The sequence below is a fragment of the Curtobacterium phyllosphaerae genome, from assembly GCF_049341865.1.
GTDB classification, from domain to species: domain Bacteria; phylum Actinomycetota; class Actinomycetes; order Actinomycetales; family Microbacteriaceae; genus Curtobacterium; species Curtobacterium phyllosphaerae.
Genome location: NZ_JBMPIU010000006.1, coordinates 44,510 through 64,132, shown reverse-complemented (window position 1 = coordinate 64,132; position 19,623 = coordinate 44,510). Strand labels below are relative to the sequence as shown.

Below are 19,623 nucleotides of genomic sequence, written 5' to 3'. Positions count from 1 at the left end.
AGCAGTAGCGTTGTGGCGGCGACCTCCGACCGAGGCGGTCGGTGCACGCTGTGCGTCGACCTCTCCGGGGACACCCCGGGGTGCGAAGAACACCGATGATCAACCTCCTCATGAGGGCAGGCGCGCTCCGCGCGCTCAGCCTCCTGAACCGCTCGACAGGTCGGTCGGAGGTCGCCGGCGCACCTCGTGAGTGAGCAGGAATCGTCGGGTCGGCCGGTGGCACCCGACGATTTCTGCTCACTCGCGGCGCGGCCGGCCGGACGGCCGACGCCGGCGCTAGCCTGACGACATGACGGCTGGAGTCGCGACGATCCTCGCCGACGTCTTCCTGGCCGCCGACGACTGGACGGTCGACGCCCTCCTCGCCGCCGGGACCGCCGCCGTCGGTCCGCACCGGCGTTTCGTCCCGATGGCCGTCCTCGCAGCACTCCGGGGGTACCCGCGCGCCCCACGTGACGCGCCTCGGGAACTGGCCGCGTTCCTCCAGTCCGTCGACGGGTTCGCCGAGGCGGTCCGGAGGAGCGCCGCCCGGTCGCCGATCGTCGTCGCCAGCCACCCGGTCGTCCCGGCCGAGGCACCGACGAACACCGGGCACGTGCCCCGGATCGAGACGGTGGCCGACCTCGCCCGGCTGCTCGACCTGACGATCGGCCGCCTCGACTGGTTCGCCGACACGAAGCTCTGGAACGACCGCGCGCGGGACGACGTCCTGCACCACTACGGCCACGTGTGGCGTCCGCGACCGGGTCGGGTCCCCCGTCTCCTCGAGGTGCCGAAGCCGCGCCTCCGGGCCGTGCAGCGGACGGCACTCGACGAGGTCCTGACGTTCCTCCCGGTCCACGACGCGGCGCACGGGTTCATCCCCGGCCGGAGTGCGGTGACGGGCGCGGCACTGCACACCGGACGCCAGGCGGTCGTCGCGCTCGACCTCGCGCACTTCTTCGCCGCGGTGTCCGCGCCGCAGGTCTTCGGACTGCTCCGCCGCAGCGGCCTGTCCGAGCCGGTCGCGCACACCCTGACCGGCCTCTGCACCCACGTCGTCCCGGCGCGCGTCCTCGCCGGGATGCCCCCGGGAGGGTCGCCCGAGGACCGCGCGACCCTCCGGCGCGCGCTCCGGACCCCGCACCTCCCGCAGGGCGCGCCGACCTCGCCGACGCTCGCGAACGTGTCCGTCCGGCGGCTCGACGTCCGGCTCGCCGGCTGGGCCGCCGCTGCCGACGCGACCTACACGCGGTACGCGGACGACCTGGTGTTCAGCGGGGACGACCGGTTCGCGGCCCGCGTCGACGCGTTCGTGCGCGGTGTCGGTCGGATCGTCGCGGACGAGGGCCACACCCTCAACGCCCGCAAGACCCGCGTGCGGCGTCAGGGCGTGCGACAGTCGGTCACCGGCATCGTGGTGAACGACCGTCCGAGCGTCGGCCGTGCCGAGTTCGACCGCCTCAAGGCGATCCTGCACAACTGCGTCGAGCACGGACCCGACGGCCAGGACCGGCGCGGTGTCGCGGACTTCCGGGCGCACCTCCGCGGACGGGTCGGGTGGTTCGAACAGGTGCACCCGGAGCGCGGTGCCCGACTGCTCGCGGAGTTCCGACGCATCACGTGGTGACGGCGCGCGGCCCGGCCCGGCGCGGCGCCCGGCGCGGCCCGGCGCGGCCCGGCGCGGCGCGGCCCGGGCGACCGCGAGTGAGCAGGAATCGTCGGTCCAGCCTGTCGCACCCGACGATTCCTGCTCACTCACGACGGCACCGGTGTACCCCGAGGCGGGCACTTACACATGTGCTCCCAGGTTGAGTAGGGGGCTGCCGCACTCGCGGTGTCCCCCACTGGCCGTCACCCGCGGTCGCAACAAGGAGTGCACAATGCTCGGACTCATCATCAGCCTCATCATCGTCGGCCTCATCGCCGGCGCCGTCGCCCGCCTCGTCATCCCCGGCAAGCAGCACATCGGCATCCTCATGACCATCGTCCTCGGGATCGTCGGCTCGTTCGTCGGCGGGTTCCTCGGGTTCCTGATCTTCCAGCACGACCCGATGGACGGCTTCTTCCAGCCCGCCGGCATCATCGGCTCCATCATCGGCGCGATCATCGTGCTCTTCATCTACCTCAAGGTCTCCGGCCGTCGCACGGCGCGCAACTGACGCGACGAAGACCGGCAGGCGCTGACGCGCCGCTTGCGGACGGGAGGGGCGGTGCCAGCTGGCACCGCCCCTCCCGTTCGTCTGCCGTCTCCGCACGGCGCGCCGATCCGCGGAGGCCTCGACGCCGAATAGGTTGTCGCCGGGGCTGATCGACGCCCCATGAGGAGGAACACCGATGTCCACCACCGCACCGACGACCGACGCGGCATCGCCGCACCTCGAGCCCAAGGTCCGCGAGGCCCTCGACCGCAAGCGCGCGCACCGCGGCGTCGACGTCCAGGAGCCCATCGAACTCGACGTCATCGGCGAACGCCTGAACGCGTTCCTCGCCTCGCGGGTCGACGGCGACTTCGCGATCAAGGACCTCGGCCGACTGCCGGGCGGCGCGTCGAAGGAGCAGTTCGTCTTCACCCTCGACCGCACCGTCGACGGCGAGGCCCGCTCCGACCGCATGGTGCTCCGCATGGACCCGCTCGGCTCCCCGGTCGAGAGCTCCCGCAGCCGCGAGGCGGAGGTCCTCGGCATCGTCGCCGAGAGCAGCGTCCCGGTACCGACCCTGCACTGGTCCACCGACGACGCGACCGAGCTCGGCGCACCGTCGCTCATCTCGGAGTTCGTCACCGGGGTGTCCGGCCCGTCCGACACCCCGTCGACCGCGTCCGGGCTGGGTGTGACGTACGGTCCGAGACTCCGCCCGATCCTCGCCGAGCAGTACGTCCGACACCTCGCGACCCTGCACACCATCGACTGGGCCGCACACGACCTGACCGCGTTCGAGCGCCCGCGACCCGGCACGACCGACGCCATCGACTGGCGGCTCGCGTCGACGGACCGAGCCTGGGACGACGACGCGTTCCAGCCGCACCCGACCGTGACGCTCACCCGGCAGTGGCTCTGGCGCAACCGGCCGGTCCTCGACACCGTCTCGATCGTGCACGGCGACTACCGCAACGGGAACTTCCTGTTCGACGAGGAGTCCGGGCAGATGAGCGCCGTGCTCGACTGGGAGCTGACCTACCTCGGCGACCGGCACCACGACCTGGCGTACGCGATGATGGCCGGCTGGGGCGAGACCGACCCGGAGACGGGCGACTTCTGGTGCGCTGCGCTCCTCACCCGGAAGGACCTCATCGAGCAGTACGAGGCGCTCTCCGGGCTGTCCGTCGACGAGGAGCGGCTCCGCTACTACCTCGTCCTCAACATGTACTGGGCCGTCGTCGCGCTCTCCGCCTCCCTCCCCCGGAACGCCGAGGAGCGCCTGACGCACCTCGAGGTGATGGGCAACTTCCTGAGCGGCCTCGGCGTGTACTACATCGACCTCCTCGACGACATCGTCGGCACCCCCGACGCCACCACGACCGACGTCACCACCGACGCCACGACCACGGAAGCCTGAGGACCGACGATGGTACCCACGACCGAACAGAAGCTCCGCTCCGTCCGCCACACCATCGCCGCGACCGTGCTCCCCGCGATCGGTGCCGACGAGCGCTTCGCGAAGGAGCAGGCCGGGCTCGTCCTCGCGACGCTCGACTGGATCCTCGACGTGCAGGCGTCCGAGTACCGGTACGAGGTCGTCGAGCACGGGGACGCGACTGCGCTCGTCCACGACCTCGCCGCGCTCGGGGACGCCGCCACGGGCACGACGCACGGGACGGACGCCGAGCCCGCCCCGGTCCTCCCGACCGACCTCGCCGAGCTCCGCGCACTCGTCCTCGCCGCCAAGCAGGAGGCGGAGGAGCGCTTCTCCGCCCTCCTCGGCACCGACCGCGCCGACGAGGCCTGGGCGGTCATGTCCGCCGCGGCGAAGCGCCAGTCGGCCCGCGAGGTCGCCGCCGCGCGGATGACCGGGTTCCCGACGAGCCCCTCGAGCCTCGCCGAGGTGCTCGCCGACCAGGAGCGCGACCTCGACCGCCGGCAGGCCGAACAGGAGGGTGCTCGGTGATCACCCCGGAGGACATGGACTGGCACCCGAGCGACCCCGCACAGCAGAACTGGGCCGAGACGATCGTCTGCGTCTTCTCGGTGCCGGAGGCCGGCATCCTCGGGAACGCGTACGTCCTCGCGCGCCCGAACGTCGGCGCGGCGATCTCCTCCGTCGTCGTGCACGGCGGGTTCGCGACCCGGGTGCACGAGATCGACTTCGCCGATCCGCAGGTGCACATGCCGGCACCGGAACGGTTCTCCGACTTCACCCTGCCGAGCGGGCTCGGGCTGCACGTCGACGACGCCCCGCGGGACTTCTCGGTGACGTACGAGAGCAACGTGCCGGGTGCGTGTCGGCTCGACCTGCGCTTCGAGGCCATCCACGAGCCGTTCGACACCCACGACACGGACCAGAACCCGCTCATCGTGACGGACGCCAGCGGCACACGGGACACCGGGCTCGGCGACGTCTGGAACAACGGGCACATGGACGCGGTCGGCCACGTCACCGGGACGCTCGAGCTCCGCGGCACGACGTACGAGGTCGACTGCTACGACGGCATGGACCGCAGCTGGGGTGCCCGTGCCGAGGTCGGCCAGGCCGGCGCCGCGTGGATCCACGTGACGTTCGGCCCGGACTACGCGCTGCACGTCGGCATGGCGCTCCGGATCGACGACGACGGCACGGTCGTCTACGACTCGCTGCGCTTCGGCTACGTCGTCGAGGACGGCGAGCTGTACGGCATCACGAGTGCGACCGTCGAGGCGGCCCGGGTGGACATGGTCGCGGTGAGCAACCACATCGTCGCCACCGACGTCCGGGGCAAACGGCACGAGTTCCGCGGTTCGGCGGTCGGCGGGTACCCCTGGCACCAGTTCAGCCCGGCGTACGTCTGCTACCAGAGCCTGATGCGGTACGAGCACGAGGGCCGCGTCGGGCACGCGGAGCACGGTGACATCTTCGGGCTCGAGTACATCGGCCAGCGGATGTCGGCAGCCGGGCGGCGCGCCGCGGCGCGCTGACGTCCGGCGCCAGGCTGGCGCACAGCGGACGGGAGGCCCGTGGCGAGACCGCCACGGGCCTCCCGTCCGCCTAAGCTGGCCCCGGCACACGGGTGCCGGCACGAGGAGGTGCGCATGGGGGTCCGCGGTCCGTTCTGGCTGCGCAGCGTCCGTCGTCGGCCCGCCTCGTTCGTCACGCTCGCAGCCCTCGCGGCGATCGCGATGCTCGTGTCCGTGCTCGCCCCGACCCTGTTCCGTGCCGTGGAGCAGGTCACCCTCGCCGAGGCCGTCCACGACGCCGGACGGGACGACACCGCGCTCGTGTCGCAGGTGAGCACGACCGGCGGCCAGATCGCGGACGGGATCGCCTCGGCAACCGCCGTGGTGAGCACCATCGGTTCGACGGGCCTCTGGACGACGCCGACGCTCCTCACCGAGTCGAACGAACCGTTCACCTGGAGCCGCACCACCGACGCCGACCGGACGCGGACGACGAACGTGGCAGTCGGCGAGGACGCCTGTCGTCAGGCGCGGTCCACGCGCGGGAAGTGCCCGCAGGCCGCCGACGAGATCGCGATCCCGCGGTCCGCGGCGAGCGCCAGCGGCGTGTCCGTCGGCGACACGATCGGACTCGTCGGGTCGAACCCGACGCTGCCGCCGGACCGGTTCACCGTCGTCGGGGTCTACGACGGCAGTACGGGCACGGGCGCGCTCATCGCCGGGCCGGGGGCACGGTTCGGTGCCGGTGGGACGCCCCCGCCCGACCTCGTGGTCTCCCGGGCCGGGTTCGACCGGCTCGTCGTCGAGGGCACGACGTTCGGGGTCCGGTTCCTCGCCCACCCGCCGACGCTCGCGGACGTGCCGGTGATCCGCTCCGACGTCCGCACCGCCCGCGAGGCGACGTTGACCACGGAGAGCGCGTCCTCGGCAGCACGGTTCAGCACCGGCATCACGGACGTGCTCGACCACGTCGGACGACAGCAGGACGCCGCGGGGGTGCTGCTCGCGGTGACGGCGATCCAGGCGCTCGGCCTCGCGTGGTTCGCGGAGGGGCTCGTCATCCAGCGGATCGGTCGTGTCCGGGCGACCGAATGGGGTCTCGGCCGGCTCCGCGGACTCCCTCGGCGGCGCTGGCTCGGGAGTGTGTTCCTCGAGCCGGCCGTCGCGCTCGTGCTCGGCGCGGTCGCGGGTGCGGCACTCGGTGCGGGTGCGTCCGCCCTCGCCGCGACGACGGTGCTCGGCCCGTCGGCGACCGTCGAGCCGTTCCGGCCGCTGGTCCTCGCCGCGGCCGGGCTGTCCGTCGCCGGCTCCCTGATCGCCCTCCTCGTGTCGAGCATCCGCTCCGCGCGACTGCCGCTCGTGGCGCTCCTCCGGCAGACGTCAGAGCCGCGGGTGCTGTCCCGGACCGCCGTCGTCGTGCAGGCGGGCGCGGTGCTCGTGACCGTCACCGTGCTCGGGTCGCTCGCCACCGAGCAGGAGATCGCCGGCCCCGGCGTCGCGCTCCTCGCGCCGAGCCTCGTCGCGGTGTTGATCGGCATCGTCGGGCTGCGCGTCGCCGTGGTGGTGATCCGTCGGCGGACCCGCCGTCCGCCGCGGAGTCTCGGCGGGGTGCTCATCGGGCGGCAGCTCGCCCGGACGCCCTCGGTGCTCTCGACGGCGGTGATGGTGACGGTCGGGATCGCGATCGCCGTGTACGCGACCCAGGCGGCCTCGGTGGGGACCCGGTTGCAGGACGACCGTGCCGCCGCGTCGCTCGGTGCGGCGACCGTGCTCGACGTCTCGGTGCCCGCCGATGCCACGCTCCTCGACGCCGTCCGGAGCGCCGACCCGACCGGACGGCAGGCCATGGCGGCGGAGGTGCTGACGAGCGGGACCGGTGTCGGCCGCCTCGTCGCCGTCGACACCGACCGGCTCGCCGTGGTGAGCTCCTGGCGCACCGCGTGGAGCGGCCGGTCCGCCGCCGAGGTCCGGAACGCGCTCGCTCCCCGCCAGCGGACCCCCTCGTTCCGGCTGACCGGCACCGAGCTGCGCCTGACGCTGTCGGACGTCGGCAGCGCGAGCATCGACACCGACCAGTCCACCGTGCGGCTCGCCATGGTGGTCCAGACCACCACGGGGTGGCACCGGGTCGACCTCGGGTCGCCGCGCGACGGCACGGTGACGAGCGACCCGCGGGACTTCCCGTGCGCCGACGGGTGCCGCGTCGTGTGGCTCGGGATCGAGAACGGCGACCAGCTGCAGCCGTCGTACAGCTCGGCGTTCACGGTGCGGAGCATCGCCACCGACCAGGAGGACGCCACCCGGACCGCGGGGTGGCTCGACCCGGACCGATGGCGGAACCGGATCGGCTCCGCTGCCGACGCCCAGATCCCGACGTCGGCGACCCTCGGTCCGGCGACACGGGGGACGGGCCTCCAGGTGCAGCTGCAGGACGGGACGGGGTCCGGGACGGCGAGCATCGCGCCACGGGACGCCCCGGAGCCGGCCCCGGCACTGCTCGGTGCCGCGACGGGGACCTCGCCGTACCCGGGGGTCCGGGACGCCGTCGCCGGGATCGGGCTCGACGAGAGCTCCCAGGTGCTCCGCGTCGTCGGTCGGGCACCGACCCTCCCCCGCGTGTTCGACGACGGCGCGCTCGTCGACCTCGGGGTGATGGACCGGCTGACGGACGCGCACGCCAGCCAGGCGCAGCGGGAGGTCTGGCTCGCACCGGGGGCGCACCCGCGTGTGCTCGTTGCCCTCCGCGCCGAGGGCCTCCGCGTCACGGCGACCCGCACCCTCGCCGACGCGCAGCACCGCGCCGAACGGGCCGCGCCGACGCTCGGGGCGGTGCTCGGCCTGCCGATCGCGGCGGGCGGCGTGGGCCTGACCCTGCTCGCCGTGGTCGCGATCCGGCTGATCGGTGCCGGGGCTCGCCGACGGGAGTGGGCGTCGCTCCGGGACGCCGGGGTCCCCGACCGGTCCCTCCGGCGTGTCCTCACCCTCGACGCGTTGCTCCCCACGGGTGCGGGAGCGCTGCTCGGTGCCGTGGCGGGGCTCGCCGCGTTCGCCGTCACGATCGGCCGGCTGCCCCTGCTCGCCGGCTCGGGGGCGGCACCGCCGCCGGACTTCGTGCCCGCGGTCCTGCCGCTCGTCGTGCTCGTGGTCGGGGTGCTCCTGCTCCTCGCGGGCGTGGCCGTCGTCGGTGCACGCCTGGAACTCGGCGACCGGACGTCCGGGGCGGATCGGAGCCGCGCCTCCCGTCCGGCACCGGCGACCGCCCACCGGACGGGAGACCGACCATGACCGACGAACGCACCCGACGACCGGCTCGGCCCGGGCGGCTCCGACGACTGGTGCCGCGCCGCACGACGCCCGACGCGCCGGTGTCCGAGCCGACCGCCGACCTCGCGTTCCGTGCCGCCGGACTCGTGCACGTCTACCGCGAGGCCGGCACCGACGTCGCCGCCCTCCGGGGCGTCGACCTGGACGTCCGGGCCGGGTCGCGGATCGCCCTGCTCGGACCGTCCGGGTCCGGTAAGTCGACGCTGCTCACGATCGCGGCCGGCATCATGCGCCCGAGCGCCGGTCGCGTCTCCGTGTTCGGGACGGACCTCGGCAGCGCCACCGAGCGCGACCTCCGCCCGCTGCGCGGGGACACGCTGGGCCTGATGCTGCAGGGTGCGCCGGTGAACCTGCTCGTGCACGAGACGGCGCAGGCGAACATCGTGTGGGCCACGCGGGGCACCGCGAACCCGAGCACGAGGATCGGCCGGCACGTGCTCCGGGCCGGCGGGGTGGTCGACGACGGCCGGCCGGTCAGCGCGATGACGCCGTCGGAGCAGCAGACCGTCGCACTCGCGGTCGCGATGGCGCCGGCCCCGCGACTCCTGCTCGCCGACGAACCGACGAGCCAGCTCGACGACGACGCGCGCGACCGGCTGCTGGACGTCCTGGTCGAGACCGCGGAGTCCCAGCACACGGCCGTGCTCGTCGTCACGCACGACGAGCAGGTCGCGGCGCGGATGCAGCGGATGATCCACCTCCGGGACGGACGGATCGGGGAGGAGGCCACCGAGCACGGCCGGTACTCGGTGATCGGCTCCGACGGGTCCGTGCAGATCCCGGAGGGCCTCCGCGACGCCTGGCCCGCCGGTGCCCTCGTCTCGGTCGAGCAGGACGCCGACGACACGCTGCGGATCCGACGGGCGGACCGCGCATGACCGGCGGCCTGACCCTCGACGACGTCCGGGTGACGGTGGGGCCGCGCGTGCTCCTGGAGCACGCGTCCCGCGTCGTGCCCGCGGGGACCGCGCTGGCCGTCACCGGCCCGGCCGGGAGCGGGACGTCGAGCGTCCTGCGTGCGATCGCCGGACGGGTGGCGGGGTCCGGCCCGGCGGGGTCCGGCGCGGCAGGGTCCGGCGCGGGCGGTCGGGGGGCAGGGTCCGGCGCGGGCGGTCGGGCGTCGGTCGGCCTGGAGGGTCGGGTCGCAATCGACGGGCAGCCGATCGACCCGCAGGCGGTCGGCCTGGTGACGCAGCAACACGACCTGCTCGGCGGACTGAGCGCCGCGGAGAACGTCGCGGTCCGGGCGCTCGGCCGCCCCGGCGCCGTCTTCGGCGCGGACGACTGGGCCGCGACCGAGCAGCTCCTCGCCCGACTCGGGTTGCCGGAGACGAGCTGGCACAACCTCGTCGAGCAGCTCTCCGGCGGGCAGCAGCAGCGGGTCGCGATCGCCCGTGCGCTGATCGGCGCCCCGGAGCTCATCTGTCTCGACGACCCGACGAGCGAACTGGACGCCGCGACGCGCGACGTCGTCTGGGACGCCCTGGTGACGGCGATGGACGGTGGCGCGGTGGTCGTCCTCGCCGCGCCGGACCCCGCGCTCGCGGAACGGTGCGGACAGACCCTGTCGATCGGTTGAGCGTCCCGTTCCCGGGCTCCGACCGGGTTCGTCCGGTATCACTGGAGGACACCGATCCCCCCATCGAAGGAGCACCATGCCCACCCGTACCGCACGCACCGCCTGGAACGGATCCCTCGAGACCGGCGAAGGCCAGGTCGAGCTGACGTCCTCCGGCATCGGCACGTACGACGTCTCGTTCCCGAAGCGCGCGGCCGAGTCCGCGAACGGCTCCACGAGCCCCGAGGAGCTCCTGGCCGCGGCCCACTCGGCCTGCTACGCCATGCAGTTCTCCGCGGTGCTCGGTGCGGCCGGCGGCACGATCGAGGCCCTCGACGTCAAGGCCGACGTGTCACTCGGCCCGGACCCGGACGGCGGCTTCCGGCTGACCGGCATCCACCTGACCGTGTCGGGCGAGGTCTCCGGCATCGACGAGGCGGCGTTCACGCAGGCCGCGGACGAAGCCAAGCGGACGTGCCCGGTGTCGAAGGCCCTCACCGGCGTGGAGATCACCCTCGACACGACGTTCGAGGGCTAGACCCGGGGCTGCGCCCGCCCCTCCCGGGCGTCTCCTCGGCCCGCCCCGGCTGCGGATGCACGAACGCGGGGTCCGTCGACAGACGGACCCCGCGTTGCTGCATCCTCGAGCCCGTCGCCGGACGGCTCGGACGGCCGGGGCAGGCTGGGCGGCGTCAGGAGTCGTCGTCGGGGCGGGACCGGAGCGCCTCGGCGACCGCGGTGAGCACCCGGGCGACGGCCTCGTTGTCGGCGTCGCTGATCGTGTCGAGGACCTCGACGACGGCCTCGTGGAACCGGCCGTAGGCGGCGTCGATCTTCTCGGCGGCCTGCATCGTCGGCTGGAGCACCTGGACGCGGCGGTCCGTGGGATGGGCGACCCGCTCGAGATCGCCCTTCGCCTCGAGCTCGTCGACGAGCTTCGTGACCGACGCGTTCGACAGGGCGAGCATCACGACGAGGTCCTTCGGGCTCATCGGCCGCTCGTCCCGCTGCGCCTGGAGCAGGTACCGGATGGCGTGGAACTCGTTCTTCGTGAGCCCGCTCGATGCCCGGGCGAGTTCGATCTCGTGTTCCTCGGCGCTCTGCACCTCGAACATCGCATCGATCGCCGCCCGACCGGCGTCGGTCCGGGGCTGGCGGGCGTAGAGGTGGAGTGCTTCTCGTCGGATGACGGTCAACGGCATCTGGTGCAGAGTCCTTCCTGCGGTCCTGCTGGTCCTGCGGTCTGGTGGTGACGGGTCACACCCGCGGACAGAGCGGGTGGTGCCGGCGGGATCACCGAGGGCGGTGCCGGCAGGTGGTGCGTCCGGGAGACGCGGCGAGCGCCGACGCTACGCAGCAGGGCTCCGGAAGAAGTCCCCGTAGCTCGGGCCGCTGCCGGTCGACAGGAGGCTCGGGTCCTCGATCCGACGGCTGACGTACGCCGCGATCACGGCCGGGTCGGTGATGCCGAGGCGGAGGCTCCCGCCGGTGTGGACCCGGGCGTCTCCCGGTGTCTGGAACGTCCGGTACGTGCTGTGCATCGTGATTCCTGCCCTTCGCCGTCGGGTGCCGCACCGGTCCGGTGCGTGCCGGCTGATCGCCGTGCCAGAACTATGCCACAAACCGAACCATTCGCGCAACGACTGTTTCCAGAAGCGTCCGGTTCATAATTTGTACGGCTAGTCAGGTTGTGGCAACCAGCCCGCGAGCCCGGCCGTCAGGCCTGTCGTCGGCGTCGACGGATGGTCAGGACGAGACCGGACACCACGAGGGCGATCCCCGCCGCGAGCACGTCCCACGGGATGCCGCCCCCGGTGAACGCGAGCGCACCGGACCCGGGCCGGACCCCGCTGGGTGACGAGGACGCACCCGTCGCCGCGCCGCCTGCAGAGGTCCCCGGGACCACGTCGGCCGGCGACACCGTCAGGACGAACGCCTGCACCGACGGTGCACCCACGCCGTTGTCCGCCTCGAGCGAGAACCGGTAGGTCCCCGCCGCGGTCGGCGTCCCGCTGATCGTCCGGGTCGTCGTCCCGAGTCCGTCAGCACCCACCAGTCCCCCGGTGCCGGCCGGGTCGGCGGTCGTGGCGGTCGGCGTGAACGTCAGTCCGTCCGGCAGCGTGCCGACGAGGTGCAGCTCGGTGTCGGTCGGGACGCCGTTCGTCGCCGCGACGGTGAACGAACCCGCCGTGCCGACCCGGAACGTGGCGGTCGGCGCGGACGTGATCGTCGGCGGGCCCTGGATCGTCAGGGTGAACGACGACCGGACCGGGCCTCCCGTCCCGTTGTCCGCCACGACGACCAGGTCGGTGATGCTCGGGCCCTGCGGCGTCCCGGAGATCGTCGCGGTCCCGTCGCCGTCGTCCGTGAACGTCAGCCCCGCGGGCAGGAACGGTCCGTCCACGGTGTCGAGCGACAGCGTCGGGACCGGCTCGGCGTTGCCCGTGCCGATCGACACGGACACCGGGGCACCCGGCGCGAACGAGGTCGGCCCGTCCACCGCGATCACCGGCGCGTTCGTGATCGTGAGCGTCAGGCGCTGCACCGGCGCGGACCCGGTCGCGTTCGTCGCCGTCACGTCGAGCACGACGGTCCCGGCGTCGGCTGCCGACGGCGTGCCGGACAGCACCGCGGTGCCGTCTCCCCGATCCCGGAACGTGAGCCCCGCAGGCAGGGCGTCCGTCGTCCCGATGGTCGTCGCCGTGGGGTACCCGGCGGCCGTCGTGACCGTGAACGTGCCGGCGCCCCCGACCGCGAACGTCGCGTGGTCGGCACTCGTGATCGTCGGCACGTCCGTCACCGTGATCGTGAGGATCTGCGTCACCGGACCGGCACCGCCGCCGTTGTCGGCGACGACGGTGACGGTGGAGACCCCGGCCGAACCCACGACGGGCGTGCCGCTGATGGTGCCCGACCCGCCGTCAGCGGTGAAAACGAGGCCCCGCGGCAGGTCACCGACGACCGAGAGCGTCGTGGCGCCCGGCACGCCGGCCGACGTCGTGATCGCCGCGGACCCGGCCACGCCGACGCGGAAGGTCGCCGACGCCGGACTGGTGACGGTCGGCGCCTGGTCGACCGTCAGGGTGAACGCCTGCGACGTGCCCGCCCCGGCGCCGTTCACGGCGGTGATCGTCACCGGGTAGGTGCCGCCGGTGCTCGCGGACGGGGTGCCGGACAACGTCGCGGTGCCGTCCCCCGCGTCGCTGAACGTGACGCCGTCCGGCAGGGAACCCGTGATCGTCAGGGCGGGGGGCGACGGGAACCCACCGGACGTGGTCACGGAGAAGCTCCCCGCGACCCCGGCGGTGAACGTCGTCGACGCGGCACTCGTGATCGTCGGGGTCTCGATGACCGTCAGCGTGAACGACTGCGTCGACGCCGCGGAACCACCGCCGATCGCCCGTGCCGAGAGCATCACCGGGTAGGTGCCTCCGGTCCCCGGTGCGGGGGTCCCGGCGATCGTCGCCGTGCCGTCGCCGTCGTCGGTGAACGTCATCCCGGACGGCAGGTCACCGCGGACCGTCAGTGCGGTCGAGGTCGGGAAGCCGCCTGCCGTGGTCACCGTGAACGACCCGGCAGAACCGGCGAGGAAGGTCACGTGGTCGGCGCTCGTGATCGTCGGCGCCTCGTCGACGGTCAGCACGAACGACTGCGTCGTGGCCGGAGCCGTCCCGCCGTCCGCGGTCGCGACGATCGTCAGCGGGTAGGTCCCGCCGGTCCCCGCGACGGGTGTGCCCGCGAGCGTCGCCGTGCCGTCGCCGTCGTCGACGAACGTCACACCGGACGGCAACGTCCCCTGCAGCGCGATGGAGGTCGGCGTCGGGAAGCCGCCGGTGGTCGTCACCGAGAACGACCCCGCCGTGCCCGCCGCGAAGGTCGTCGCGGCAGCGCTAGTGATCGTCGGGGACGCGTCGACGGTCAGCGTGAACGCCTGCGTGGCGTCGGGCGCGAACCCGTTCGACGCACGGAGCGTGAACGAGGCGGTGCCCGCGGCGTCGACGGGAGCGGTGCCGCTCAGCACCCCGGTGCCGTCGCCGCGGTCGGTGAACGTCAGCCACGACGGGAACGCCGAGCCCGAGCGCGTCAGCGTCGCCACGGGCGTCCCGGTCGTGGTCACCGGGAACGACAGCGACCGTCCGGCGACCACACGCGTCCCGTCACTGCTCGTGAACGCCGGGGCCGTCCCGACCCGGAGCGTCGCTCCGATGGTCGTCGCCGTCCCCGCCGAGTTGGAGAACACCGCGCGGTACGAGGAGCCGTCGTCCGCGGCCGACGCGGTGAACGAGTACGTGGTGGCGGTGGCCCCGAAGACGGCGACGTACGTCCCACCGCCGTCGGTCGACCGCTGCCACTGCACGGACGGCGAGGGGGTCCCCGAGGCGGCCGCGGAGAAGGACACCGTCGAACCGGGCTGGACCGACTGCCCCACCGGGTTCGTCGTGACGGCCGGTGCGGCGTCCACCTGGACCGTGAAGCCCTGGGTCGCGTTCGGCCTGACCCCGTTCGACGCGGTCAGGCTCAGGGGGTACGTCCCCGGCTGTCCCGTGGTCCCGGAGAGCGTCGCCGTCCCGTCGCCGTTGTCCTGCAGGGTGAGACCGGCCGGGAGCGTCCCGGTCGCGGTGATCGCCGGTGCCGGACTGCCGGTCGTCTGGACGGTGAACGACCCCGCGGTCCCGGCGGAGAACCGAGCAGTTGCGGCGCTCGTGAACGCCGGTGCGGCGGACACGGTGATCGTGAGCGTCTGCACCGCGGTCGGGTCCACGCCGTTGCTGGCGGACACCGTGATCGAGGTCGACCCGCTGGTCGTCGGGGTCCCGGAGATCGTCGCGGTGCCGTCCCCGGCAGCCACGAACGCGAGGCCGTCCGGGAGGCGCCCGGACTCGGAGAGGGTCGGGGTGGGTGAGCCGGTCGACGTCACGGTGAACGAGCCCGCCGTGCCGCTGGTGAAGCCGGCCGACGAAGCGCTCGTGACGGCGGGCGCGCGCTGGACGGTGACGGCGGTCGTGGCGGGCACGCCGGACACCCCCGCCGTGATCGTCCGCGAGCCGGCCGCCGTGCCGGAGTTGTACGTCGCGGTCGCCCCGGACGCGGTCGACTGCCCGGACACGGCCGTCGTACCGCCGGCGAACGAGTCGCCGCCGCCGCCGGGGACCGTGAACGAGACGGTGAGTCCGGCGAACGCGCCGAGGTTCGCAGGGGCGATGGTCCGACCGGCGCTGTCCGTCGTGAACGAGCCGGTGATGGTGCTGCCGGCGTTCGGTCCGGTGACCGTCGCCGGGGACGCCGACGCCCGGAACAGCAGCCAAGTCGTCGCGGTGACGGTCCCGGAGGTGGACTGGCAGCCCGAGCCGGTCGGGCCGGTGGTGCAGTTCCACCAGTTGTCGTTCGCCGTGACGGAGGCCGTCGACTGCGCGATCGACGGGCCGGTGCTCGCGCTGTTCCCGGAGAACCGGTCGAACGTGGCCGTGAGCGCACCGTCGACGGCGGCGATCGCACCACCGCTCGCGGAGCCGCTCCCGCTCTCGACGACGTTCTGGTCGAACGCGGTCCGCGTCACGGCGAGCGACCCCGACTCCATCGCGAGTGCGCCGCCGCGGGTGGGACCCCTCCCGGTCGCGCTGTTCTGCGTGAACGTGCTCTGGTCGATGGCCGATCCGGACGCGGCTCCGCGGACGAAGACCGCCCCGGCGGAGTTCGTCGACCCCGTCGCGCCGGAGTTCGTCACGGTGTTCGCGAGGAACGTCGAGCGCGCCACCACGAGCGTCTCTCCGGAGACCCCGCCGCCGAGGAACGCGATCGCGCCGCCCGGGCTCTCGCCGGCGCTGTTCTGCGTGAACGTCGTGTCGGTGACGGCGAGCGACCCACCGGCCATCTGGACGGCGCCGCCCGGAGCGTTCGTGGGGGTGCCCGACGCGGCGGTGTTCCCGATGAACTGCGCGTTCGCGATGGTGAGCGAGTCGAGCGGCGTCGCGTCGGCACCGGCGAGGATCGCGCCACCCCCGAACGTCGCGGACGGGCCGGACGCCGACGGCAGCCCGTTCTGCAGCGTCATGCCGGAGACGCTCACGCTGATGCCGCCGATCTGGGCCTGGTCGAGCTCGAGGATCCGGGAGTGCCGCGCGGCGTCGAGGGTCGTCGCGGTCGCGCCCGCCCCGCTGATCGTGATGGTCGACCCGGACTGCGTGCCGACGACGAACTCACCGAACTGCAGCTGTACCGTCCCGGCGGGCACGGCGATCGTCTGCGCGCCCCCGCGGTTGTTCGCGACGCAGATCGCCTCGCGGAGGCTCAGCGAGGAGGACGAGGCAGGAGTGACGACCGTCTGGTCCTGGCACGCAGCGATGGCGGACGGGTCCTGGTCCGTGGTGCTGGTCACCTGGAGGACCGGCGCGGCAGCGGCGGCGAGCGGTGTCAGTGCGAGCCCGGCGACCACGAGCGCGACGGCGGTGCCGGCGGCGAGCAGTCCGGTCCGGGCACGTCGGGCACCGGACCGGTCGTGACCGGTCCGGTCGGGCCCGGTCTGGTCGGAGCGGATCGAGGCGGAGCCGATCGAGGGCATGCATGTTCCTTCGGTTGCCGCGCACCGAGGCGCGCGATCGCCGAGCGGGGAGCACGGCACGGACGTCGTCGCCAACCTAGTGAACCGCGGTCGCGACCACTACTCCCGACAGGCGGCGGATGCCCGGAAACCCGGCGGACGCCCCCCGTTCTGGGGGTCGGCTCGGACGCCTCGGTCGAGACCGGCCGCATGCTACAAATACCTGACCACCCCAGGAGGACCACCATGGCCGAGCTCACCCGGCGCGGAGCACTGCTCGGCGGTGCCGGCGTCGTCGGAGCCCTGGGTGTCGCCGCGACCACGCGCGTCGCGGGCACGACGACGTCCGGTCTCGGCACCGCGCCGGCCGACGTGCTCACCCGGGTGGCCGGTGCCGCGGTGGCGGGCGCCACGGCAGCGACCCTCGTCGAGACCCTGCGTCGATCGGACTTCGAACCGGGTGTCGGTCTCGGCTTCACCGCGCGCGCCGGACGCGCCTTCGCGCTGCGGCTCGTCGAGATCGTCGACGTCGCCGGAACCGCAGACCCCGAACACTCGTTCAACCTCATCTTCGAGAGCTCGGGGACGAACGGCCCCGCCGAGGGTCTGTACCGGTTGTCGAGCGACGCGACCCCGCACCGGACGCTGATGCTGTCGCCCGTCGACCGTCCGACGGCCGGCGCGGCCCGGTCGTTCCAGGCACTCGTGAACGCCCCGGCATGACCGCCGGCGTCCGCCTCGTCCCCGTCGTCGGACAGGAGGCCCGGAGCGCGGTGCGCGCACTGCGCGCGTCCGTCATGCGCGAACCGTTCACCGCGGCCGGCCTCCCGGACGCCGTCGTCGCCGACCTCGTCGCGACGCAGTCCACGGCGCAGGAGCGCGCCTACCGCGCGGAGTGGCCGGACTCGGTCGACCACCTGGTCGTCGACGGCGACCGCCCGGTCGGCCGGTGTTGGACCGCGGTGGTGACCGACGCTGCCGGCGTACCGACCGCGGTGCGCGTGCTCGACCTGGCCATCGCACCGGCGGCGCGCCGGACCCGGATGGCGACCGCGTGCCTCCAGTCCGTCATCGCGCAGGCCGATGCCGTCGGGGTGGACTGCGTCCTCGGTGTCCGCGCCGACAACCTGCCGGCACGCGCGCTGTACCGGTCGCTGGGCTTCGTCGAGGACGACGCCGACGGTGCTGCGGCCGGCGCAGACCTGCAGCTCCGCCACGCGGCACGCTCGGCGGTCTGCGCATGACGAGCGGACCGCGCCTCGACGCGGCGTTCCTCGGCGACCACCTCGGCGAGGCCTTCACCCTGGTGCCGCTCGGGGTCGACGCCGCACCGATCGAGGCGGTCCTGACGCGCTGCGACCCGACCGTCTCCGGGTTCCGGGCCGAGTTGCTCGCGCCGACCGCCCTCGGCCAGGCGACGTACGGCATCCGCGGACACGGGCTCGACGACGTCGTGTTCCTCGTCGCCGTCGCGCGCTCCGACGAGGGCACCGTGCTCGAGGCGGTCTTCAACCACATCGAGGGAGAACTCCGATGAGCAATCCGTACGTCGGCGAGATCCGTCTCTTCGCCGGGAACTTCCCACCGGCGGGCTGGATGTTCTGCGACGGCTCCGTCCTGCCGATCAGCGAGAACGAGACCCTGTTCACCCTGATCGGCACGACCTACGGCGGAGACGGCCAGGAGACCTTCCAGATCCCGGACCTCCGCGGTCGCATCCCGGTGCACATGGGTCAGGGCGCCGGACTCACCAGCTACACGATCGGGGACACCGGCGGGGTGGAGACGGTGACCCTCACGGGTGCGCAGACGCCGTCGCACACGCACCAGCTGACCGGCTCGACGTCCGGGGCGACCGCGACGAGTCCGACCAACGGCGTGTGGGGGACCTGGCCCGACGGTCAGTACTCCGTCGGCACGCCGGACACGGCACTCGCCCCCGACGTCCTCGCCCCGGTCGGCGACGCACAACCGCACGAGAACCTGCCGCCGTACCTCGTGGTGAACTTCATCATCTCGTTGTTCGGCGTCTTCCCCTCGTCGAACTGATGCGCCCGGACACCGTCCCCACCACCCCATCCGAAGGGCCCCGACATGAGTGACCCGTTCCTCGGCGAGATCCGTGTCGCCTCGTTCGCGTTCGCACCGAGGGGGTGGGCGATGTGCAACGGACAGCTCCTGCCCGTCAACCAGAACCAGGCGCTGTTCGCGATCCTCGGCACGCAGTACGGCGGCGACGGTCGGGTGACCTTCGCACTCCCGGACCTGCGCGGTCGCATCCCGGTGCACGCCGGCACGTCGGCGCCCGGGGCGCGGGGCGGCGAGGAGTCGCACGTCCTGTCCTCCGCGGAGCTGCCGGCGCACTCGCATCCGGTGCGTGCGTCGGGCGGCGCCGGCACGGCCACCGTCCCGACGGGCGCCTACCCGGCCGTCGCGCCCGGCGCCGCGTACTCGGCGGCGGCGAACACCCCGATGTCCGCGTCGGCCGTGTCGACCACCGGCGGCGGGCAGGGGCACGAGAACCGGCCACCGTTCCTCGCCCTGAACTTCGTCATCGCCCTCCAGGGCATCTTCCCGAGCCAGAACTGAGAGCGCACCATGTCCGATCCATTCGTCGCCGAGATCCGGATGTTCACCGGGTCCTTCGCGCCCCGGGGCTGGGCGACCTGCAACGGGCAACTCATGCCGATCTCGCAGAACACGGCGCTGTTCTCACTCCTCGGCACCACCTACGGCGGGGACGGCCGGTCCACCTTCGCCCTGCCGAACCTGATGGGCGCGTCGCCGATGCAGTCCGGTCAGGGACCGTCGCTGTCGCAACGAGACCTCGGCGAGAGCGGCGGGGCGCCGTCCGTGTCGCTCCTGCCGTCGCAGATCCCGTCCCACACGCACACGGTGGCGGCCGCGTCCGCGGCGGGGACGCAGAACACCCCGACCGGCGCGGTGCTCGGACAGGCGTCCTTCGGACGGCGGGTCGACCGGCTCTACGCGACCTCGGCCGGGTCGACGACGCTCAACCCGGGCGCCGTCGCGGTGGCCGGGGGGAGCGTCCCGCACGACAACCTGCCGCCGTACCTCACCCTGACGTTCATCATCGCGCTGCAGGGCGTGTTCCCGCCCCGCTCCTGACGCTC

At 73.5% G+C, this 19,623-nt stretch carries 18 protein-coding genes; 15 read left to right on the top strand and 3 right to left on the bottom strand.

Annotation, left to right across the window (positions count from 1 at the left end; all coding sequences use genetic code 11):
* Positions 1 to 289: 289 nt before the first annotated feature.
* From ACO0E0_RS12120 to ACO0E0_RS12080, 9 genes are all read left to right on the top strand, one after another.
* On the top strand, positions 290 to 1,609 hold the full coding sequence (locus ACO0E0_RS12120; RefSeq protein WP_422871686.1) for a reverse transcriptase family protein: 1,320 nt from the start codon (positions 290 to 292) through the stop codon (positions 1,607 to 1,609).
* A 253-nt stretch (positions 1,610 to 1,862) separates the two neighbouring features.
* Positions 1,863 to 2,141 (top strand): GlsB/YeaQ/YmgE family stress response membrane protein, encoded by a 279-nt coding sequence (locus tag ACO0E0_RS12115; RefSeq protein WP_422871685.1) that lies wholly within the window; start codon positions 1,863 to 1,865, stop codon positions 2,139 to 2,141.
* A 175-nt stretch (positions 2,142 to 2,316) separates the two neighbouring features.
* Positions 2,317 to 3,537: a phosphotransferase family protein gene (locus ACO0E0_RS12110; RefSeq protein WP_422871684.1), complete on the top strand. Its 1,221-nt coding sequence runs from the start codon at positions 2,317 to 2,319 to the stop codon at positions 3,535 to 3,537.
* Positions 3,538 to 3,546: 9 nt separating this feature from the next.
* Positions 3,547 to 4,086 carry a hypothetical protein gene (locus tag ACO0E0_RS12105; protein WP_422871683.1) on the top strand — a complete coding sequence of 180 codons (540 nt, stop codon included), beginning with the start codon at positions 3,547 to 3,549 and terminating at the stop codon, positions 4,084 to 4,086.
* Positions 4,083 to 5,090, top strand: coding sequence for a DUF7064 domain-containing protein (locus ACO0E0_RS12100; RefSeq protein WP_422871682.1), 1,008 nt, complete (start codon positions 4,083 to 4,085; stop codon positions 5,088 to 5,090). The genes ACO0E0_RS12105 and ACO0E0_RS12100 overlap by 4 nt, the downstream gene beginning before the upstream one ends.
* Before the next feature lie 114 nt (positions 5,091 to 5,204).
* Positions 5,205 to 8,354 carry an FtsX-like permease family protein gene (locus ACO0E0_RS12095; RefSeq protein ID WP_422871681.1) on the top strand — a complete coding sequence of 1,050 codons (3,150 nt, stop codon included), beginning with the start codon at positions 5,205 to 5,207 and terminating at the stop codon, positions 8,352 to 8,354.
* Positions 8,351 to 9,271 (top strand): ABC transporter ATP-binding protein, encoded by a 921-nt coding sequence (locus ACO0E0_RS12090; RefSeq protein ID WP_422871680.1) that lies wholly within the window; start codon positions 8,351 to 8,353, stop codon positions 9,269 to 9,271. The genes ACO0E0_RS12095 and ACO0E0_RS12090 overlap by 4 nt, the downstream gene beginning before the upstream one ends.
* The gene (locus ACO0E0_RS12085; protein WP_422871679.1) at positions 9,268 to 9,972 is read left to right on the top strand and encodes an ATP-binding cassette domain-containing protein; all 705 of its coding nucleotides are present in this window, start codon (positions 9,268 to 9,270) and stop codon (positions 9,970 to 9,972) included. Before ACO0E0_RS12090 ends, ACO0E0_RS12085 begins: the two co-directional genes overlap by 4 nt.
* A gap of 76 nt (positions 9,973 to 10,048) precedes the next feature.
* On the top strand, positions 10,049 to 10,489 hold the full coding sequence (locus ACO0E0_RS12080; RefSeq protein WP_422871678.1) for an OsmC family peroxiredoxin: 441 nt from the start codon (positions 10,049 to 10,051) through the stop codon (positions 10,487 to 10,489).
* A 154-nt stretch (positions 10,490 to 10,643) separates the two neighbouring features.
* Here ACO0E0_RS12080 and ACO0E0_RS12075 read toward each other — a convergent pair whose 3' ends face one another.
* The 3 genes from ACO0E0_RS12075 to ACO0E0_RS12065 all read right to left on the bottom strand — a co-directional run bounded on the left by ACO0E0_RS12075 (position 10,644) and on the right by ACO0E0_RS12065 (position 16,510).
* Positions 10,644 to 11,153 carry a MarR family winged helix-turn-helix transcriptional regulator gene (locus tag ACO0E0_RS12075; RefSeq protein WP_422871677.1) on the bottom strand — a complete coding sequence of 170 codons (510 nt, stop codon included), beginning with the start codon at positions 11,151 to 11,153 and terminating at the stop codon, positions 10,644 to 10,646.
* A 147-nt stretch (positions 11,154 to 11,300) separates the two neighbouring features.
* Entirely contained in the window at positions 11,301 to 11,492 is a 192-nt protein-coding gene (locus ACO0E0_RS12070; RefSeq protein ID WP_422871676.1) for a hypothetical protein, read from the bottom strand.
* Between the two features lie 176 nt (positions 11,493 to 11,668).
* On the bottom strand, positions 11,669 to 16,510 hold the full coding sequence (locus ACO0E0_RS12065) for a beta strand repeat-containing protein (RefSeq protein ID WP_422871675.1): 4,842 nt from the start codon (positions 16,508 to 16,510) through the stop codon (positions 11,669 to 11,671).
* Positions 16,511 to 16,735: 225 nt separating this feature from the next.
* On the opposite strand from ACO0E0_RS12065, the gene ACO0E0_RS12060 reads away from it, so the two are divergent.
* The 6 genes from ACO0E0_RS12060 to ACO0E0_RS12035 are packed head-to-tail and all read left to right on the top strand — an operon-like array spanning position 16,736 to position 19,618.
* On the top strand, positions 16,736 to 17,212 hold the full coding sequence (locus tag ACO0E0_RS12060) for a DUF6916 family protein (protein ID WP_422871674.1): 477 nt from the start codon (positions 16,736 to 16,738) through the stop codon (positions 17,210 to 17,212).
* A complete protein-coding gene (locus ACO0E0_RS12055; protein ID WP_422871673.1) occupies positions 17,209 to 17,733 on the top strand; it encodes a GNAT family N-acetyltransferase in 525 nt (174 codons plus the stop codon). The genes ACO0E0_RS12060 and ACO0E0_RS12055 overlap by 4 nt, the downstream gene beginning before the upstream one ends.
* Positions 17,730 to 18,026, top strand: coding sequence for a hypothetical protein (locus ACO0E0_RS12050; protein WP_422871672.1), 297 nt, complete (start codon positions 17,730 to 17,732; stop codon positions 18,024 to 18,026). Before ACO0E0_RS12055 ends, ACO0E0_RS12050 begins: the two co-directional genes overlap by 4 nt.
* Complete coding sequence (locus tag ACO0E0_RS12045; RefSeq protein ID WP_422871671.1) at positions 18,023 to 18,538, top strand: phage tail protein; 516 nt, start codon at positions 18,023 to 18,025, stop codon at positions 18,536 to 18,538. The genes ACO0E0_RS12050 and ACO0E0_RS12045 overlap by 4 nt, the downstream gene beginning before the upstream one ends.
* 45 nt (positions 18,539 to 18,583) lie before the next feature.
* Positions 18,584 to 19,078, top strand: coding sequence for a phage tail protein (locus ACO0E0_RS12040; RefSeq protein WP_422871670.1), 495 nt, complete (start codon positions 18,584 to 18,586; stop codon positions 19,076 to 19,078).
* A gap of 9 nt (positions 19,079 to 19,087) precedes the next feature.
* Complete coding sequence (locus tag ACO0E0_RS12035) at positions 19,088 to 19,618, top strand: phage tail protein (protein WP_422871669.1); 531 nt, start codon at positions 19,088 to 19,090, stop codon at positions 19,616 to 19,618.
* Positions 19,619 to 19,623 lie beyond the last annotated feature (5 nt).

What these genes read in the sequence shown, in the direction of transcription:
- ACO0E0_RS12120 (WP_422871686.1), top strand. Translation starts at nt 290, where the DNA reads ATGACGGCTGGAGTCGCGACGATCCTCGCCGACGTCTTCCTGGCCGCC.
- ACO0E0_RS12115 (WP_422871685.1), top strand. Translation starts at nt 1,863, where the DNA reads ATGCTCGGACTCATCATCAGCCTCATCATCGTCGGCCTCATCGCCGGC.
- ACO0E0_RS12110 (WP_422871684.1), top strand. Translation starts at nt 2,317, where the DNA reads ATGTCCACCACCGCACCGACGACCGACGCGGCATCGCCGCACCTCGAG.
- ACO0E0_RS12105 (WP_422871683.1), top strand. Translation starts at nt 3,547, where the DNA reads ATGGTACCCACGACCGAACAGAAGCTCCGCTCCGTCCGCCACACCATC.
- ACO0E0_RS12095 (WP_422871681.1), top strand. Translation starts at nt 5,205, where the DNA reads ATGGGGGTCCGCGGTCCGTTCTGGCTGCGCAGCGTCCGTCGTCGGCCC.
- ACO0E0_RS12090 (WP_422871680.1), top strand. Translation starts at nt 8,351, where the DNA reads ATGACCGACGAACGCACCCGACGACCGGCTCGGCCCGGGCGGCTCCGA.
- ACO0E0_RS12085 (WP_422871679.1), top strand. Translation starts at nt 9,268, where the DNA reads ATGACCGGCGGCCTGACCCTCGACGACGTCCGGGTGACGGTGGGGCCG.
- ACO0E0_RS12080 (WP_422871678.1), top strand. Translation starts at nt 10,049, where the DNA reads ATGCCCACCCGTACCGCACGCACCGCCTGGAACGGATCCCTCGAGACC.
- ACO0E0_RS12075 (WP_422871677.1), bottom strand. Translation starts at nt 11,153, where the DNA reads ATGCCGTTGACCGTCATCCGACGAGAAGCACTCCACCTCTACGCCCGC.
- ACO0E0_RS12070 (WP_422871676.1), bottom strand. Translation starts at nt 11,492, where the DNA reads ATGCACAGCACGTACCGGACGTTCCAGACACCGGGAGACGCCCGGGTC.
- ACO0E0_RS12065 (WP_422871675.1), bottom strand. Translation starts at nt 16,510, where the DNA reads ATGCCCTCGATCGGCTCCGCCTCGATCCGCTCCGACCAGACCGGGCCC.
- ACO0E0_RS12060 (WP_422871674.1), top strand. Translation starts at nt 16,736, where the DNA reads ATGGCCGAGCTCACCCGGCGCGGAGCACTGCTCGGCGGTGCCGGCGTC.
- ACO0E0_RS12055 (WP_422871673.1), top strand. Translation starts at nt 17,209, where the DNA reads ATGACCGCCGGCGTCCGCCTCGTCCCCGTCGTCGGACAGGAGGCCCGG.
- ACO0E0_RS12050 (WP_422871672.1), top strand. Translation starts at nt 17,730, where the DNA reads ATGACGAGCGGACCGCGCCTCGACGCGGCGTTCCTCGGCGACCACCTC.
- ACO0E0_RS12045 (WP_422871671.1), top strand. Translation starts at nt 18,023, where the DNA reads ATGAGCAATCCGTACGTCGGCGAGATCCGTCTCTTCGCCGGGAACTTC.
- ACO0E0_RS12040 (WP_422871670.1), top strand. Translation starts at nt 18,584, where the DNA reads ATGAGTGACCCGTTCCTCGGCGAGATCCGTGTCGCCTCGTTCGCGTTC.
- ACO0E0_RS12035 (WP_422871669.1), top strand. Translation starts at nt 19,088, where the DNA reads ATGTCCGATCCATTCGTCGCCGAGATCCGGATGTTCACCGGGTCCTTC.